Below are 15,336 nucleotides of genomic sequence, written 5' to 3'. Positions count from 1 at the left end.
GAGGAAATTTCATTAGAATGTATAGACAACTACTCGTGTGTATATTAAGATGGAATTAGGCGAATAAGGTAATAATAACAAGTAGGTATTTCATGGGAAAGGATCGATGAAAATGAAAACGCAAGTTGTCATCAATGCCAAAATTTATACAGGTCAAGAAGTAGTGGAAAACGGATTTATTCGTTACGCAGAAACAATTAAAGAAATTGGTTTGATGGCTCAATATGTCTCACAAGAAAATGAAACTGTTTTAGATGCGGCAGGGAAGATTGTGATTCCAGGTATGATTGATGTTCATATTCATGGTGGGTACGATATTGATGCGATGGATGCAAATAGCGATGGATTAGTAACTCTTGGTAAAGAAATGTTAAAAGAAGGAGTTACAACTTACTTCCCAACAACAATGACACAAGCTCCAGAAGCGATTGAAGCGGCACTTAGTGCTGCGAAGGAAGCGAAAGAAAAAGGAGCACATTTCGAATATATTCACTTAGAAGGACCATATGTTTCAAAAAAACGTGCGGGTGCACAACCACTTGAACATATTGTTCCTGCGAGTATCGAGCAATTTAAACAATGGCAGGAAGCAAGCGGTAATCTAATTAAATTAGTAACATATGCGCCAGAAGAAGAAGGCGCGTTAGAGTTTGAACAGTATCTTGCTGAAACAGGTGTTGTTGGCACAATGGGGCACACAGATGCGATGGATGCACAACTGAAAAATAGAAAAATTACACATGCAACACATTTATACAATCAAATGCGTGGATTACATCACCGTGAACCAGGAGTTGTTGGTCATGTGTTATTAAATCCAGATGTAATGGTTGAAGTAATTACAGATGGCATTCATATTCACCCTGATATGGTGAAATTAGCATATAAATTAAAAGGACCGAAAAAAGTAAGTGTCATTACTGATGCAATGCGTGCAAAAGGTCTTGAAGATGGATTATATGAGCTTGGCGGACAGCCAGTACATGTAAAAGATGGAAGTGCCCGATTAGAAGATGGAACGTTAGCTGGTAGTATTTTGAAAATGGATCAAGCCTTCCGAAATGTAATTGAATTTACAGGATGTTCAATCGAAGATGCAGTACTGATGACATCAGTTAACCAGGCAGAAGAGTTTGGATTAAATAATAAAGGTGCGTTAGCGGCAGGTAAAGATGCAGACTTTGTTGTTATGACTGAAGAATTACATGTATATGATACGGTTCGTTTAGGAACTCATATGAAGGAAGGGAAGTAATTAGATGAAAATTCTTGTTGTAAAAACTCCAGAAGAATTAGCAGAAGCAGGCTATAAGTTAATTGAAGAGGTTGTAAAATCAAAAGAAAATCCAACATTAGGAATGGCTACTGGAAGCTCCCCATTAGGTATTTATGCAGAAATGCGAAAAAATAAACTTGATACAAGTCATGCAACCACTGTAAACTTAGATGAGTACGTAAATTTACCACACGAAGATAAAAACAGCTATCACTATTTCATGCAAGAACAGTTGTTTGATCATCTTCCATTTAAACAAACTTATGTACCAAACGGGATGGCAAGTGATTTAGAGGAAGAGTGCAAGCGTTATGAAGGCATTCTAGCAGCTAACCCAGTTGACTTACAGATTCTTGGAATCGGTGAAAACGGTCACATCGGATTTAATGAGCCAGGAACACCATTTAATTCTCCAACTAACATTGTGGAATTAACAGAATCTACGCGCCAAGCAAATCTTCGCTTCTTTGAGAATGAAGAAGATGTGCCGACTCATGCGATTACAATGGGAATTGGAAGCATCATGAAAGCGAAACAAATTCTACTTGTTGCTATGGGATCTAAAAAGGCAGAAGCTATTAAAGAATTATTGCAAGGTGAATATAGTGAGGTGTGTCCTGCTACAGTTTTACAACGTCATCCGAATGTAACCGTAATCGCAGATCCAGAAGCTCTATCTTTATGCAGTGAGGCGATTGCTGATGAACATCGACAAGTATTCACCATTTCCGATCTATTATCAGATTCAAGAGTGGGTGAAACAGCTAATTGAGGACGGCGAATGGAAGCCGGGAGATAAAATTCCATCTGAGAATGAACTTTGTGATAAGTTCGAAGTGAGTCGTATGACAATCAGACAGGCAATTAATAACTTAGTGGAACAAGGATATTTATACCGGAAACGTGGAATTGGAACATTCGTTCAACTTCCGAAAGTGGAGCAAAAGTTGCAAGGAATGACGGGATTCACAGAAGATATGATTTCTCGTGGTATGAAACCGAGCAGCCAGTTATTGAGCTTCCGCCTAGTTCCAGCTACTGCTAAAATAGCAGACCGGCTGAGAATACAAGAGGGAGAGTCGGTTTATGAAGTGAGGCGTACTCGCTTAGCTGATGACGAACCGATTGCATTTGAGACGACATATTTGTCGCCAACTCTTGTGAATGATATTAACGAAGAAATATTGCAACAATCTTTATATGAACATTTAGAGAAAAAACTAGGCTTTAAACTTGTTCGCGCTACTCAATCAATTGAAGCTTCAATCGCAACAGATAATGAAGCTGAACATCTGCATATTCCTAAAAAGGCGCCTGTACTTGTAATGCGTCAATGGTCATATTCAGAAGGTGAGTTACCGTTAGAGTATGTGAAATGTATTTATCGCGGTGATCGTTATAAGTTTATTACGAACATCGCACGTAACAAGTAATATATTTCAGTTTGTGAAGTACAGTGAACTTTCATGTGTTCAACATGTAAAGAAAATAAAAATACGACTCATCCTTATAAGGATCGAGTCGTATTTTTATTTTCTTCTTTATTATGAGCAAGCACTTGGTTAACTGCATCTTTAACAGCATCGACTACATAGTGAGCATGTTCTTTTACCGCGTCATCAGCCTGAGACATAGCAAAACTATGAGGAGTTAGAGTAAACATAGGGATATCATTGTAAGAATCTCCGATGCAAGCAACCTCTTCGGGTTGTATTTGAAACTCTTGTAATAAAATGGAGATAGCGGAGCCTTTACTAATATTAGGTGGCATTACATCTAAGCACTGTTCAGCTGAAATGAAAGTACTAACTTTCCCCTGAAATTTTTCATCAATTTTTTTTTGAAGAACTTGTAAGCTTTCCTTAGTTCCACCAACAGAAATTTTATTTGGAAAAATTGTATCGTCTATTTTCTGTAACAAATGTGGTTCTTCAACGGAAGTCATCGTTACTTGTTTTTCAAGTTCATGAATAAAAGGTGTCTTTTCTTCAATGTAGTAATTATGCTCATCACTTACATAACGGAAATAAGGGTCTTCGTTCGTCATCGCTAACAAGTCAGGTAGAATACTGGAATCGAATGTTGCAGATAATAGTTGCTTATTTGCATGAGTATATACGAAAACGCCATTCACACTAATACGATGAAAATTTGTATTTACAGCTTTCATTAAGTCTGCGATTTCATTATCAAGTCGTCCGGAAGCGAAACAAAGAATAACATTTTGCTCAGCTAGACTACGAAGTGCTGCAATATCTTGTTCGTCAATTAGACCTCCGTGTTGCATCATTGTACCGTCAATATCACTTACAAACATTTTAATCATGTTGCTATCTCCTTTCTATGTACAGTTGCTCTTACATTATACGCATCATATACAAACATGTCTAAAAAATGAATTTTTATCAAATGGTAGATGTTTTACATTGACGACAAAGAAGAATGTTCTGTAACATAAAAGCAGGCTATTTAAGTACGAGGGTGGTGTTATATGAGTAATTATCTAGAAATAAAAAAAGTTTTAAATAATAATGTCATCATTGCTAGCCATCCTGAACACGAGGAAGTAGTAGTGATCGGTAAAGGAATTGGATTTGGAAAAAAGGCTGAAGATGTGTTGGAGCAAGAACAAATTGAGAAAATGTTTGTTTTAAAAAATGAACGTGATCGAGAACAATACAAACTTTTAGTGCCACATGTGAGTGAAAAGCTAATTGAATTGATGAATGATATTATGTTATACATTCAAGAAAAAGCAGAGTCCCCATTAAATGAACATATTCATATCGCTTTAACAGATCATATTTCTTTTGCAATTAAAAGACTGAAACAAGGACTTACAATAGATAATCCTTTTTTGGTTGAAACGAAAATGCTATATCCAGAGGAATATAAAATTGCCGAAGGAGTTGTACACCTGTTAAACTCTCGTTTGCAAATTACATTGCCAGAAGGGGAAGTTGGCTTTATCGCACTTCATATATACAGCTCGCTTACAAACTCTGATTTATCTTCTGTTAATCAAAATTCTCGTCTTATTGCACAACTTGTGTCTTTAATTGAAACAAACCTACAAATTACATTAGACCAAGAAAGCATTCATTACTTACGCCTTATTCGTCATTTACAATATGCTATTGAACGGGTAAAAAAAGGCGAAAAAGTAGAAGAGGCACAAAGTTTTGCTGATTTATTAAAATTGGAATATCCAGTCTGTTACAATTTGGCGTGGAAGCTAGTCAAAGTTATGCAGAAAGAATTGCAACTACCTGTATATGAAGCGGAAAGTATTTATTTAACGATGCATTTACAACGGTTAGTGAAAGCAGAGCATGTGTAAAAAGACATATATTTTTGTCTAAAATGAAAACGTTAAAAAAAATGATTGAATCGCTTACAATAGTTATGTATAATAACTATTGCAAAGTTATACAAAATTCGACAAACACATTAAGGTGAGTAACGAAAACGTTTGCCTTAATTATAGTGAACTTATACGTAATCCTATTTTTGACACGTGTTACTGATTCGATCAGGCATGAGTGGAGAAAAGTAAGGAATGTAAGCTAGAGAAAGGGATATACTACCCTTTGTATAGCTATCGTTCTATCTTTTTTTCCTCATGCCTTTTTGGCGTTTGTCGAAAAGTATCAATATAGATAAGAGAGGAAGGGTTTCCATGTTTAAGAAGATCTTTGGTGTTCTTCAAAAAGTCGGAAAAGCGCTTATGCTTCCAGTAGCGATTTTACCGGCTGCAGGTATTTTGCTTGGATTTGGTAATGCATTTCAAAATCCACAGTTAACAAATGTTATTCCTGCTTTAAAAGCAGATTGGTTCGTAATGGTTGCGAAAATTATGGAACAATCTGGTGATATTATTTTCGCTAACCTTGCGTTATTATTCGCAGTTGGGGTAGCAATTGGTTTAGCTGGTGGAGACGGAGTAGCTGGTTTAGCAGCATTCGTCGGCTACTTAATTATGAACAAAACGATGAGTGTGTTCTTAGAAGTAGATAAGTTAGTGAAAGTAACAAGCACTGGAACAGATCCAGTGAAAATTGGATTTGCAGATCCTGCATATGCAAACGTATTAGGAATTCCAACACTACAAACCGGAGTATTTGGTGGTATTATCGTCGGGATAGTAGCGGCATATTGCTACAATAAATACTTCAACATTGAATTACCATCATACTTAGGTTTCTTTGCAGGTAAGCGTTTCGTACCGATCGCGACTGCAACATTCTCTTTAGTAGTAGGTATTATCATGTGCTTCGTGTGGCCATACATTCAAGGTGGCTTAAATACGTTCTCACATCAAATGATTGATGCAAATAGAACGTTAGCAGCATTTATTTTTGGTTTAATTGAACGTTCACTAATTCCATTTGGATTACATCACATTTTCTATTCACCGTTCTGGTTCGAATTTGGTCAGTACACAAATGCGGCTGGCGAATTAATCCGTGGTGACCAAAAAATCTTTATGGCACAGTTAAAAGACGGCGTAGAATTAACAGCAGGTACATTTACAACTGGTAAGTATCCGTTCATGATGTTCGGTCTTCCAGCAGCAGCTTTAGCGATGTACCATGAAGCACGTCCTGAAAATAAAACATTAGCAGCTGGTATTTTAGGTTCTGCTGCATTAACATCTTTCTTAACAGGTATTACAGAACCACTTGAATTTTCATTCTTATTCGTAGCACCAGTATTATTCGGGATTCACGCTGTATTTGCTGGTCTATCATTTATGACAATGCAAATTTTAGGTGTTAAAATTGGTATGACATTCTCTGGTGGCTTAATTGACTTTATTTTATTCGGTGTACTACCAGGCCGTACAGCATGGTGGTGGGTAATTGTTGTTGGTCTTGTACTAGCAGTTATTTACTACTTCGGATTCCGTTTTGCAATTCGCAAATGGGATTTAAAAACACCTGGTCGTGAAGTAGCAAATGCTAATGACGGTGCAGGAAAAGCAGAAGCAGGTGAACTTCCTCGTGAAGTATTAGTAGCACTTGGTGGTAAAGAAAATATCGCTTCTTTAGATGCTTGTATTACTCGTTTACGTGTTCAAGTTAACGAACAAAAAAATGTAAACAAAGACCGCTTAAAAGAACTTGGAGCAGCTGGTGTACTTGAAGTTGGAAATAACATTCAAGCTATTTTCGGACCGAAATCTGACACATTAAAATCACAAATTCATGATATTATGTCAGGTCGTACACCTCATGTTGAAAAAGAAGAGCCTGTAAAGGTAGAAGAAACTCCTCAAAAAGTTGATGAAAATGAAACAATCGTATCACCAATTGAAGGAAAAATCTTACCGATTACAGAAGTACCTGACCAAGTATTCTCAGGGAAAATGATGGGAGACGGATTTGCAATTGAGCCGACTGAAGGAACAGTAGTTTCTCCAGTAAACGGTGAGATTGTCAATGTATTCCCTACAAAACATGCGATTGGTATTCAGTCTGAAGGCGGAAAAGAAATATTAATCCACTTTGGTATTGATACTGTAAAATTAAATGGTGAAGGCTTTGAAGCACTTGTAGCACAAGGTGATAAAGTGAAACAAGGACAACCATTATTAAAAGTAGATCTTGCATTCGTAAAAGAAAATGCACCATCTATCATTACACCAATTGTCTTTACGAATTTACAACAAGGACAACAAGTCGAATTGAAAAAAGATGGAAATGTTAAGAAGGGCGACAACGCTATTATTGACATTCAGTAGGAATTTGACGCAAAATGTTTATAATTATAATAGGCGATGTGGTTGACCGAACATCGCCTATTATATACAATAGATGATGTAGTACTCACGTCTATACAACTAAAAAAATTCGTAATTTAAAGGAGATAAATTATCATGGAAAAAATCTTTAAAGTAACTAGCGACTCAGGAATTCATGCACGTCCAGCAACTCTACTTGTAAACACTGCAAGCAAATTCGGTTCTGACATTAACTTAGAGTATAACGGAAAAAACGTTAACTTAAAATCAATCATGGGCGTTATGTCTTTAGGTATTCAACAAGGCGCAGAAATTAAGATCACTGCAAATGGTGATGATGCAGCTCAAGCACTAGCAGCTATCGAAGAAACTATGAAAAACGAAGGATTAGGAGAATAATGACTCTTAATATCCAAGGGATCGCTGCATCAAGTGGGATTGCTATTGCAAAGGCTTTCAGACTTGAGAATCCTGAATTTAACATTGAAAAGAAATCAATTACAAACGAAGCTGCTGAAATTGCACGCTTAGACGCTGCGCTTGAGAAAGCAAAATCTGAACTAGAAGCTATTAAGGACCACGCTTTTGCTGAGCTAGGTGCTGATAAAGCTGCTATCTTTGAAGCACATTTATTAGTATTAAATGATCCGGAATTAGTAAATCCAGTAAAAGATAAAGTAAATAGCGAAAAAGTAAATGCTGAATTTGCAATGGATGAAGTTGCATCAATGTTTATTTCTATGTTTGAAAACATGGATAACGAATATATGAAAGAACGCGCTGCGGATATTCGCGACGTAACAAAACGTGTTCTTGCACATTTATTAGGAATTAACTTCTCAAACCCTGGTACAATTTCTGAAGAAGTAATCATCATTGCTGAAGATTTAACACCATCTGATACAGCTCAGTTAAACCGTAAGTATGCAAAAGGGTTCACAACTGATATCGGTGGACGTACATCTCACTCTGCAATTATGGCTCGTTCTATGGAAATTCCAGCTGTTGTTGGTACGAAAGTTGTTATGGAGAAAATCCAAAACGGCGATATCGTAATCATCGACGGTTTAGATGGAGAAGTAATTGTAAATCCATCAGAAGAAACTCTTCGTTCGTTTGAAGAAAAGAAAGCGAAATTTGAAGAGCAAAAAGCTGAATGGGCAAAATTAAAAGACCAAGCTACTGTAACAAGCGATGGACATCACGTTGAGCTTGTTGCTAATATCGGTACACCAAATGACGTACAAGGCATTATCGATAATGGCGGAGAAGGCGTTGGTTTATACCGTACAGAATTCTTATACATGGGCCGTGACAATCTTCCAACAGAAGAAGAGCAGTTCGAAGCGTATAAAGCAGTTCTTGAAGGTGTAAAAGAAGGTCAACCTGTTGTTGTTCGTACACTTGACATCGGTGGAGATAAAGAGCTTCCATACTTACATTTACCAAAAGAAATGAACCCATTCTTAGGATACCGTGCAATTCGCTTATGTCTTGATGAGCAAGATGTGTTCCGTACACAACTTCGTGCATTACTTCGTGCTAGCGTATACGGTAACTTAAAAATTATGTTCCCAATGATTGCAACTCTTGATGAGTTCCGTCAAGCAAAAGCGATCTTATTAGAAGAGAAAGCAAAACTTGTAGAAGCGGGTACAACTGTTTCTGATTCTATTGAAGTTGGTATGATGGTTGAAATCCCAGCTTCAGCAGTATTAGCAGATCAATTCGCAAAAGAAGTTGATTTCTTCTCTATTGGAACAAATGACTTAATCCAATACACAATGGCTGCAGACCGTATGAACGAACAAGTAGCTTACTTATACCAACCATATAACCCATCAATTTTACGTCTTGTAAAAATGGTTATCGATGCTGCTCATAAAGAAGGCAAATGGGCTGGTATGTGTGGTGAGATGGCGGGAGATTCACTTGCTATTCCATTATTATTAGGTTTAGGTTTAGATGAGTTCAGTATGAGTGCAACATCAATCCTTCCTGCAAGAACACAACTAAGCAAGTTGTCAAAAGCAGAAATGGAAACTTTAGCAGAAAAGGCATTAATGATGTCAACTGCTGAGGAAGTTGTTGAACTAGTTAAAAGCATATAATTATAAAAAAACCTGAGTCGATTTGAAATCGGTCTCAGGTTTTTTCTATGAGAAAAGTAAAGCTTATTTTCTTACTATAGAGGATAAGGGACAGAATTAGATAGCGATTGCGATAATATCAGTTGGGCATACACGTAAAATGCCAGTAAAAGTATTTTGGTTTTGATTATTTTGATTGTTCTTATCGTCTTTATTGTTATCTTTGTTGTTATTAGCTAAAGCAGAGAAAAGAGCAACACCGTTACAGAATCCTTCAAAAATTACATTGCGGAATGATTGGTGGCCTCTAATGCTTAAAAGAGAAATTTCTGTTCCAACTGAAATGCTAGCAAGTACGTTACATACAGCAGGCCGTTGTGGTCTAACTTCTTCTCTCTCTTTCTCGGTGGTTGCACTCTCTTTCATGATGATGACATTCTCTAAAGTTATCACAGCATCCAAATGATCCAAACATAATCCTCATGCCCCCCTTCACATTTATAATCTATGTAAGTTCGGTAGTTCGTGACTGGACAGAGAGTGGAATTTTTTCTAGGGGATTTTCTCATTTTAAACGACTAGATGGGTGTTTATTACGGAATGATGTTTAGAATGGGTAAAATAGCATAAAAAAGTGTAAAGACCACCAAAATGAATGAAGTAGGTAATCTTTACACTTTTTTACTTTTATATAAAACGATGATATATACGGGAAGGGCTAAAAGTAGTGGTACGATAGATCGTGAGGTATGTAATCCTTCCTCTAATTGGAACGCTTCTTCTTTTGGGAATTGTAACACTGAAATATTTGCAGCATCGCCAATAAAATATAGAAGCAGTACAGTTACGATGTAACTTAAAAGCGCAATAAAGCTTCCGTATGAATTCAATGAAAATCCCTCTCTTGTTATCTATTTGTTACCATTGTATCATAATTGTAACAAAATAACACGCCTATATTTCAATAATCTAACAAACTTCGACATAAAACGTCATATATTTTTATATAAAGGAAATGAATTTTATGATTTTACATGTATTAATGTCGAAATATCTGATTTGATATTACGAATATATGACAAAGAAAAGTAATAAAAAACGAAGGTAATTCATTACCTTCGTTTTTTATTACTTCGCCCATTCACTTACTTGCTCGACGCTCATGCGTGGTGCAGGGTGACCCTTTAAAGTTGATTCACCAATTGTAATAAGCATAATTGGTACGTAACGAGATGAAACATTGAATTCTTCCATTAATGCTTGTGAGTTGAAACCACCAATTGCGCAAGTATCCCAGCCAGTTGCTTTAGCTGCAAGCATAAGTTGCATTGCTGCTAAAGCTGCATTTGAAAAGGCAGCATCTCGTGGATATTGCTCACGATTATATGCAGATTCAATATTTGTAGCTAAGCGCTCTTTTGCTTCTTTTTTCATAAATCCTTGTTCTACAATTGGGCCGTAAACAGGTTCAATATTTTTATAAGCTTCTAAATCACCTAAAATAGCGACTACGGCAGAAGCATCAAGAATTTGTTGTTGGTTATAAGCAATTGGATGTAATCGTTTTTGTACATCTTCTCCTTGGAAAACAAGAAATTTCCAGTGTTGTAAGTTCCAAGCAGAAGGTGCTTGTGCAGCTGCTTTTAAAATATCGTGTAGTTCTGTAGATGAAATTTCTTTTTCAGGGTTGAATGCACGTGTAGATGTGCGTTCATATAAAACGTTAAAAAAATCATTGTTTGTCATTATATATCCTCCAAATTACATATCAACTTAATAAAAATACATATAATATATTCTACTTACATTTTGTAAGTTATCGAATTTAAGGATATAATATCTTTATTTTAATTGTCAAGTTTTAAACAATAAGGTAGGGCATTCATACAAACGATACACTTCATATAATCATACACTAAAAAAGGAATTTCCAGAGTAGATAAGCGCAGATAACATTCTCAATTAGCTTGTTAATATGTATCCCTCACTAATCGGATTTTTTTGGAACAATCCTTTATAAAATGATTGTGAGGAATTCAGTAGAACAAGATATATGAAGTGAGTGAAGACTAGTGATGAACATACTACGTTTTTTATTAGAGAATACTGTTTTCCAAAATGTATTACAAGATCTTCAGTTGAATGTCCTTTATATAGAAGATGGATGTACACATCAACAAACGATAGAAAATGTCCATCCAAAATGTATGTTTATAGCAAATAGTTTTGAAGAAGGAGAAATATTATTTCATAGAACTAGACCGCATATTGTAATTCTGTATGTAACAGATTTTGCTCAAATAAAATATATAAAGAATATATATGATCCGAAGAGTGCATTCATTGTCATTTGGGATCAACAGATAAACAATGAATTTGCAGATTTACTTATGTTAGGAATACGTAATATTGTTATAGCACCAGTAACCCCACAAGTGGTACTTGAGGAAGTAAATAAGAGTTTGTATCAGCTTTCTTTAGTACGACAAGTAAGTTTACAACAAGAATTACTTCAAATGATGTTTGATTTTCAAAATGATTTATTATTTATAGTAGAAGATGATGAAATTGTTGATTGTAATACAAATTTCTTGGAATTTTTCGGTTATGAAAATTTATTTGCATATCGCGAACAGCACTTAGTCTTTGCAGAACATCTTATTAGAGAGAATGGCTATTATTCGACGACCCACGATATAACATGGCTGGATGATACTTTAACAAATGGAAGAAGAATTAAGATGTACAATTATGAAGGAGAAGTGTCTACCTTTTTATTACGTGCCACACCATTGCCAGAAGATTTATCACGATTTGTAGTGAAGTGCACAGAGATTACAGAATTAGATGAAATCTATCAAGAACAAGAAAGATTGGCTATGATAGATTCATTGACAGAAATATATAATCGTTTAAAATTCCAACAAATATTGGAGACAGAGTGGGACAATGTAATACGTAAGGATGAAAAAATTGCACTTATTTTGTTTGATATAGATAATTTTAAAACAGTAAATGACACATATGGTCATGATTTTGGCGATTTAGCATTAATACAACTTGCAGATCTTATGAAATCTAAAGTTGAACATCAACATATATTTGCAAGATGGGGAGGAGAGGAATTCATAATATTAGTGACAAATACGGTAGAAAAAGAAGCTTTTCAAGTTGCGGAATCATTGCGATTTTTCATTGAAACAAAGCAATTCTCTGGAATTTCGAAATTAACAGCAAGTTTTGGTGTTGCGTTATATGAGCAAGGGATTACAAGAGAAGAATTAATGCAAAGAGCGGATATTGCATTATATGAAGCGAAAAAAAATGGAAAAAATCAAGTGTGTGTATATAGAAAAGAAAAAATGTGATTTTTCGCAACAAATTGTTGCGATTTTTTTTTATTGCCGGATAATAGAATGAGGGGGACTATTTGTAATGAAGTACTTACGGAGGAAATATATGTTTAAAAAAATAATGATTATGGTTTCACTATCTGCTGTTGTTTGCGGAGGAATATACTACTTTCTCTCAAGTCCAAAGGAACAAACAGTATTAACATCTAAAGTAACTCCTGCTATCGAGTCAGAAGTAAAGGATAATATAGAAAAAAAGGAAGAACAACAAATTGATTATGCCAGTATATCTCAACAGTTAGATCAATATTTAGTAGGAAAGCAATTTAATGGGACCGTTTTGGTGACAGATAAAGAGCATGTTATATTGAATAAAGGATATGGATATGCTGACGTTCAAAATAAAATAGAAAATACGCCTCAAACAAAATATCGTATCGGTTCTATTACGAAAACAGTTGTTGCTACATCCATTTTACAGTTACAAGAACAAGGGAAGTTAAATATTCAGGATAATGTAAATAAATACATTCCTTCATTTCCAGCAGATAAAAATATTACTTTATATCATTTATTAACGCATACATCAGGTTTACCGGAAAACGGAAAAGGAAAAGTTAATGTAGCTTCACGTATACATTTAATAAATTGGATTGGAAGTCAGACATTAGCGTTTCCACCAGGAACAGGCTGGAAGTATACGGATTATAATTATATGGTACTTGCTTATATTATTGAAAATATAACGAAAAAGCCTTTAGGAGATTATATAAAAGAAAACATATTTACAAAAGCAGAGATGCATGAATCAGGTATGGGAGATATGGTACTTGGAGACAAAAATTTTACAAAGGGTTATGTGAAAAAAGATCAAGCACTTGTCCCAGCGCAGAAATTAGGGATGGATTGGTTATATGGCTGTGGTGAGATGTATACGACAGTGGGGGATATGAAAAAATTAGACGAAGCGATTATAAATGGCAAGCTTCTTTCAGAACAAAGTATACAAGCGATGTTTACACCCTCTGCAGAGAGAAAATATGCATTTAGTTTTTACATATATCCAGATTATTTCCATAATCATGGTGTACTATCTGGTTGGAATACGTTTAACAATTTCAATAAAGAAAAAGGAACGTTTGTTATTTTATTTTCAAATGTGAAAAATAGTATGGATGATGATTTTAATAAGGAATTTCGAAAGATGGTAAATGATTTATTAGAACAAAGGGGATGAGAAGATGGAATATAAAAATGTATCAGTAGGTTTCATTGGTATTGGTGTGATGGGAAAAAGCATGGTCCACCATTTAATGCAAAATGGTTATAAAGTATATGTATATAATAGAACGAAGGAAAAAGCGGATTCTTTAGTACAAGAGGGTGCGACTTGGTGTGATACACCGAAAGCGTTAGTAAAGCAAGTTGATGTTGTTATGACGATGGTTGGATATCCCCACGATGTAGAAGAAGTATACTTTGGGATAGATGGAATTTTAGAACATGCAAATGAAGGTACGATAGCGATTGACTTTACGACATCTACACCAACATTAGCAAAACGTATTAATGAAGTTGCGAAAAATAAGAACGTATTTACATTAGATGCACCTGTATCTGGGGGAGATGTAGGGGCTAAAGAAGCAAGACTAGCAATTATGGTAGGTGGAGAGAAAGAAATATATGATAGATGCTTACCTCTATTTGAAAAACTAGGAACAAATATTCAGTTGCAAGGACCAGCTGGGAGTGGGCAGCATACAAAAATGTGTAATCAAATTGCAATTGCTTCTAACATGATAGGGGTATGTGAAGCAGTAGCTTATGCAAAAAAGGCTGGACTTAATGCAGATAAAGTATTAGAGAGTATTTCAACAGGGGCAGCAGGTAGTTGGTCATTAAGTAATTTAGCACCGCGAATGTTAAAGGGAGATTTTGAACCTGGTTTTTATGTAAAGCATTTTATGAAAGATATGAAGATTGCTTTAGATGAGGCTGAAAAATTACAATTACCAGTACCGGGTTTAAGCTTAGCAAAGGAATTGTATGAAGAGTTAATGGAAGATGGAGAAGAGAATAGCGGAACACAAGTATTATACAAAAAGTATACAAGGGGGTAAATGAGATGGATCTTCAAAAGTTTGATACGATGATTGATGCTGTGCAGCGAGCAACTTGTGTACAGATAAATGGCAAGCAAAAAGAGGCTTTTAAACAAAAATATGATTTTGAACCAAATTTCGAATATGGGCGAGATGAACAAGGGCATTATGTTATTCGAACTTCAAAAAAGATGTTAGAAGAAATGGAGTTTTATTTGGCATTGAAGTATGATCGGGATGGAATTGATCTTTACATGCACGCTGAAATTGAAGGTACATGTCATGTATCTGTTAGCTATAGTGAAGAGGCACTACATCTACAAGAATTGTTTCAATTTCTAGAAGAGAATAAATAAAAAGTCCTCATTTGAGGACTTTTTATTTATATAGGCAGGTAAAATATTCAAGTTGTATAATTATAAGCTGGAAGCACGACGGCATCGTTCAATTGGGAATGGAATAACTTGTGCAATGTGATTAGGACCAAACTGTTTTGTGCGAGCATGACGTAATATATAAAATGCGCACAGAATAGAAACAGGAATAGCACCGTACAAACCAAAAAATAAAGCGCTTACACAAGATGCGACAAAACCTAAAACCCCAACTTCTAACTCTTCCATAATAGCTCCTAAAATGACAGGAATAGCTCCGCATGAAACTCCTAGTATAAGTGCGATAAGTAAACTCATGATTATCCCCCTCTGTTTGCAAGATTCTTTTCCTTCTTATTAGTTGTAGTATATCATATATAAAACAGAATTTTCAGAAA

Annotated in this window: 15 protein-coding genes and 1 pseudogene; 11 read left to right on the top strand and 5 right to left on the bottom strand. The window is 35.4% G+C overall.

Annotated elements, in window-relative coordinates; all coding sequences use genetic code 11:
* Positions 1–112 precede the first annotated feature (112 nt).
* The 3 genes from nagA to phnF are packed head-to-tail and all read left to right on the top strand — an operon-like array spanning position 113 to position 2,709.
* A complete protein-coding gene (nagA, locus tag ACTFQM_RS15285; RefSeq protein ID WP_440035791.1) occupies positions 113–1,255 on the top strand; it encodes an N-acetylglucosamine-6-phosphate deacetylase in 1,143 nt (380 codons plus the stop codon).
* A 4-nt stretch (positions 1,256–1,259) separates the two neighbouring features.
* Complete coding sequence (gene nagB, locus ACTFQM_RS15280; protein ID WP_002173289.1) at positions 1,260–2,048, top strand: glucosamine-6-phosphate deaminase; 789 nt, start codon at positions 1,260–1,262, stop codon at positions 2,046–2,048.
* Positions 1,978–2,709 carry a phosphonate metabolism transcriptional regulator PhnF gene (gene phnF, locus ACTFQM_RS15275; protein WP_071718750.1) on the top strand — a complete coding sequence of 244 codons (732 nt, stop codon included), beginning with the start codon at positions 1,978–1,980 and terminating at the stop codon, positions 2,707–2,709. Before nagB ends, phnF begins: the two co-directional genes overlap by 71 nt.
* Before the next feature lie 74 nt (positions 2,710–2,783).
* On the opposite strand, the gene ACTFQM_RS15270 is transcribed toward phnF, so the two are convergent.
* A complete protein-coding gene (locus ACTFQM_RS15270; RefSeq protein ID WP_071718751.1) occupies positions 2,784–3,602 on the bottom strand; it encodes a Cof-type HAD-IIB family hydrolase in 819 nt (272 codons plus the stop codon).
* A gap of 165 nt (positions 3,603–3,767) precedes the next feature.
* On the opposite strand from ACTFQM_RS15270, the gene glcT reads away from it, so the two are divergent.
* From glcT to ptsP, 4 genes are all read left to right on the top strand, one after another.
* Positions 3,768–4,616, top strand: a complete 849-nt coding sequence (glcT, locus tag ACTFQM_RS15265) for a glucose PTS transporter transcription antiterminator GlcT (RefSeq protein WP_002173286.1) — start codon at positions 3,768–3,770, stop codon at positions 4,614–4,616.
* A gap of 339 nt (positions 4,617–4,955) precedes the next feature.
* Positions 4,956–7,019, top strand: a complete 2,064-nt coding sequence (ptsG, locus tag ACTFQM_RS15260) for a PTS glucose transporter subunit IIABC (RefSeq protein WP_440035073.1) — start codon at positions 4,956–4,958, stop codon at positions 7,017–7,019.
* A gap of 135 nt (positions 7,020–7,154) precedes the next feature.
* A complete protein-coding gene (gene ptsH / locus ACTFQM_RS15255; RefSeq protein ID WP_000411079.1) occupies positions 7,155–7,418 on the top strand; it encodes a phosphocarrier protein HPr in 264 nt (87 codons plus the stop codon).
* Entirely contained in the window at positions 7,418–9,130 is a 1,713-nt protein-coding gene (ptsP, locus tag ACTFQM_RS15250; RefSeq protein WP_002173284.1) for a phosphoenolpyruvate--protein phosphotransferase, read from the top strand. The genes ptsH and ptsP overlap by 1 nt, the downstream gene beginning before the upstream one ends.
* Before the next feature lie 96 nt (positions 9,131–9,226).
* On the opposite strand, the pseudogene ACTFQM_RS15245 reads toward ptsP, so the two are convergent.
* The 3 genes and pseudogenes from ACTFQM_RS15245 to ACTFQM_RS15235 all read right to left on the bottom strand — a co-directional run bounded on the left by ACTFQM_RS15245 (position 9,227) and on the right by ACTFQM_RS15235 (position 10,855).
* Positions 9,227–9,584, bottom strand: a pseudogene (locus tag ACTFQM_RS15245) (DUF3915 family protein).
* A 196-nt stretch (positions 9,585–9,780) separates the two neighbouring features.
* On the bottom strand, positions 9,781–9,999 hold the full coding sequence (locus ACTFQM_RS15240) for a hypothetical protein (RefSeq protein ID WP_002173282.1): 219 nt from the start codon (positions 9,997–9,999) through the stop codon (positions 9,781–9,783).
* Between the two features lie 238 nt (positions 10,000–10,237).
* Entirely contained in the window at positions 10,238–10,855 is a 618-nt protein-coding gene (locus ACTFQM_RS15235) for a nitroreductase family protein (protein ID WP_071718755.1), read from the bottom strand.
* A 329-nt stretch (positions 10,856–11,184) separates the two neighbouring features.
* Here ACTFQM_RS15235 and ACTFQM_RS15230 point away from each other — a divergent pair, with 329 nt between their 5' ends.
* The 4 genes from ACTFQM_RS15230 to ACTFQM_RS15215 all read left to right on the top strand — a co-directional run bounded on the left by ACTFQM_RS15230 (position 11,185) and on the right by ACTFQM_RS15215 (position 14,920).
* Positions 11,185–12,477 (top strand): GGDEF domain-containing protein, encoded by a 1,293-nt coding sequence (locus ACTFQM_RS15230; RefSeq protein ID WP_071718756.1) that lies wholly within the window; start codon positions 11,185–11,187, stop codon positions 12,475–12,477.
* A gap of 91 nt (positions 12,478–12,568) precedes the next feature.
* The gene (locus tag ACTFQM_RS15225) at positions 12,569–13,699 is read left to right on the top strand and encodes a serine hydrolase (protein ID WP_440035072.1); all 1,131 of its coding nucleotides are present in this window, start codon (positions 12,569–12,571) and stop codon (positions 13,697–13,699) included.
* A 4-nt stretch (positions 13,700–13,703) separates the two neighbouring features.
* Entirely contained in the window at positions 13,704–14,582 is an 879-nt protein-coding gene (locus ACTFQM_RS15220) for an NAD(P)-dependent oxidoreductase (protein WP_002173278.1), read from the top strand.
* Positions 14,583–14,587: 5 nt separating this feature from the next.
* Entirely contained in the window at positions 14,588–14,920 is a 333-nt protein-coding gene (locus tag ACTFQM_RS15215; RefSeq protein ID WP_048374081.1) for a DUF3909 family protein, read from the top strand.
* A gap of 60 nt (positions 14,921–14,980) precedes the next feature.
* On the opposite strand, the gene ACTFQM_RS15210 is transcribed toward ACTFQM_RS15215, so the two are convergent.
* Positions 14,981–15,256, bottom strand: coding sequence for a hypothetical protein (locus ACTFQM_RS15210; protein ID WP_002173276.1), 276 nt, complete (start codon positions 15,254–15,256; stop codon positions 14,981–14,983).
* Positions 15,257–15,336: the final 80 nt, after the last annotated feature.

It is taken from the genome of Bacillus cereus group sp. MYBK30-2 (genome assembly GCF_051915945.1).
GTDB classification, from domain to species: Bacteria; Bacillota; Bacilli; order Bacillales; family Bacillaceae_G; genus Bacillus_A; species Bacillus_A paramycoides.
This window is presented reverse-complemented; position numbering and strand designations above follow the sequence as displayed.

Excerpts from the sequence above, each read along its gene's own strand:
- nagA (WP_440035791.1), top strand. The coding sequence starts at position 113 with ATGAAAACGCAAGTTGTCATCAATGCCAAAATTTATACAGGTCAAGAA.
- nagB (WP_002173289.1), top strand. The coding sequence starts at position 1,260 with ATGAAAATTCTTGTTGTAAAAACTCCAGAAGAATTAGCAGAAGCAGGC.
- phnF (WP_071718750.1), top strand. The coding sequence starts at position 1,978 with ATGAACATCGACAAGTATTCACCATTTCCGATCTATTATCAGATTCAA.
- ACTFQM_RS15270 (WP_071718751.1), bottom strand. The coding sequence starts at position 3,602 with ATGATTAAAATGTTTGTAAGTGATATTGACGGTACAATGATGCAACAC.
- glcT (WP_002173286.1), top strand. The coding sequence starts at position 3,768 with ATGAGTAATTATCTAGAAATAAAAAAAGTTTTAAATAATAATGTCATC.
- ptsG (WP_440035073.1), top strand. The coding sequence starts at position 4,956 with ATGTTTAAGAAGATCTTTGGTGTTCTTCAAAAAGTCGGAAAAGCGCTT.
- ptsH (WP_000411079.1), top strand. The coding sequence starts at position 7,155 with ATGGAAAAAATCTTTAAAGTAACTAGCGACTCAGGAATTCATGCACGT.
- ptsP (WP_002173284.1), top strand. The coding sequence starts at position 7,418 with ATGACTCTTAATATCCAAGGGATCGCTGCATCAAGTGGGATTGCTATT.
- ACTFQM_RS15235 (WP_071718755.1), bottom strand. The coding sequence starts at position 10,855 with ATGACAAACAATGATTTTTTTAACGTTTTATATGAACGCACATCTACA.
- ACTFQM_RS15230 (WP_071718756.1), top strand. The coding sequence starts at position 11,185 with ATGAACATACTACGTTTTTTATTAGAGAATACTGTTTTCCAAAATGTA.
- ACTFQM_RS15225 (WP_440035072.1), top strand. The coding sequence starts at position 12,569 with ATGTTTAAAAAAATAATGATTATGGTTTCACTATCTGCTGTTGTTTGC.
- ACTFQM_RS15220 (WP_002173278.1), top strand. The coding sequence starts at position 13,704 with ATGGAATATAAAAATGTATCAGTAGGTTTCATTGGTATTGGTGTGATG.
- ACTFQM_RS15215 (WP_048374081.1), top strand. The coding sequence starts at position 14,588 with ATGGATCTTCAAAAGTTTGATACGATGATTGATGCTGTGCAGCGAGCA.
- ACTFQM_RS15210 (WP_002173276.1), bottom strand. The coding sequence starts at position 15,256 with ATGAGTTTACTTATCGCACTTATACTAGGAGTTTCATGCGGAGCTATT.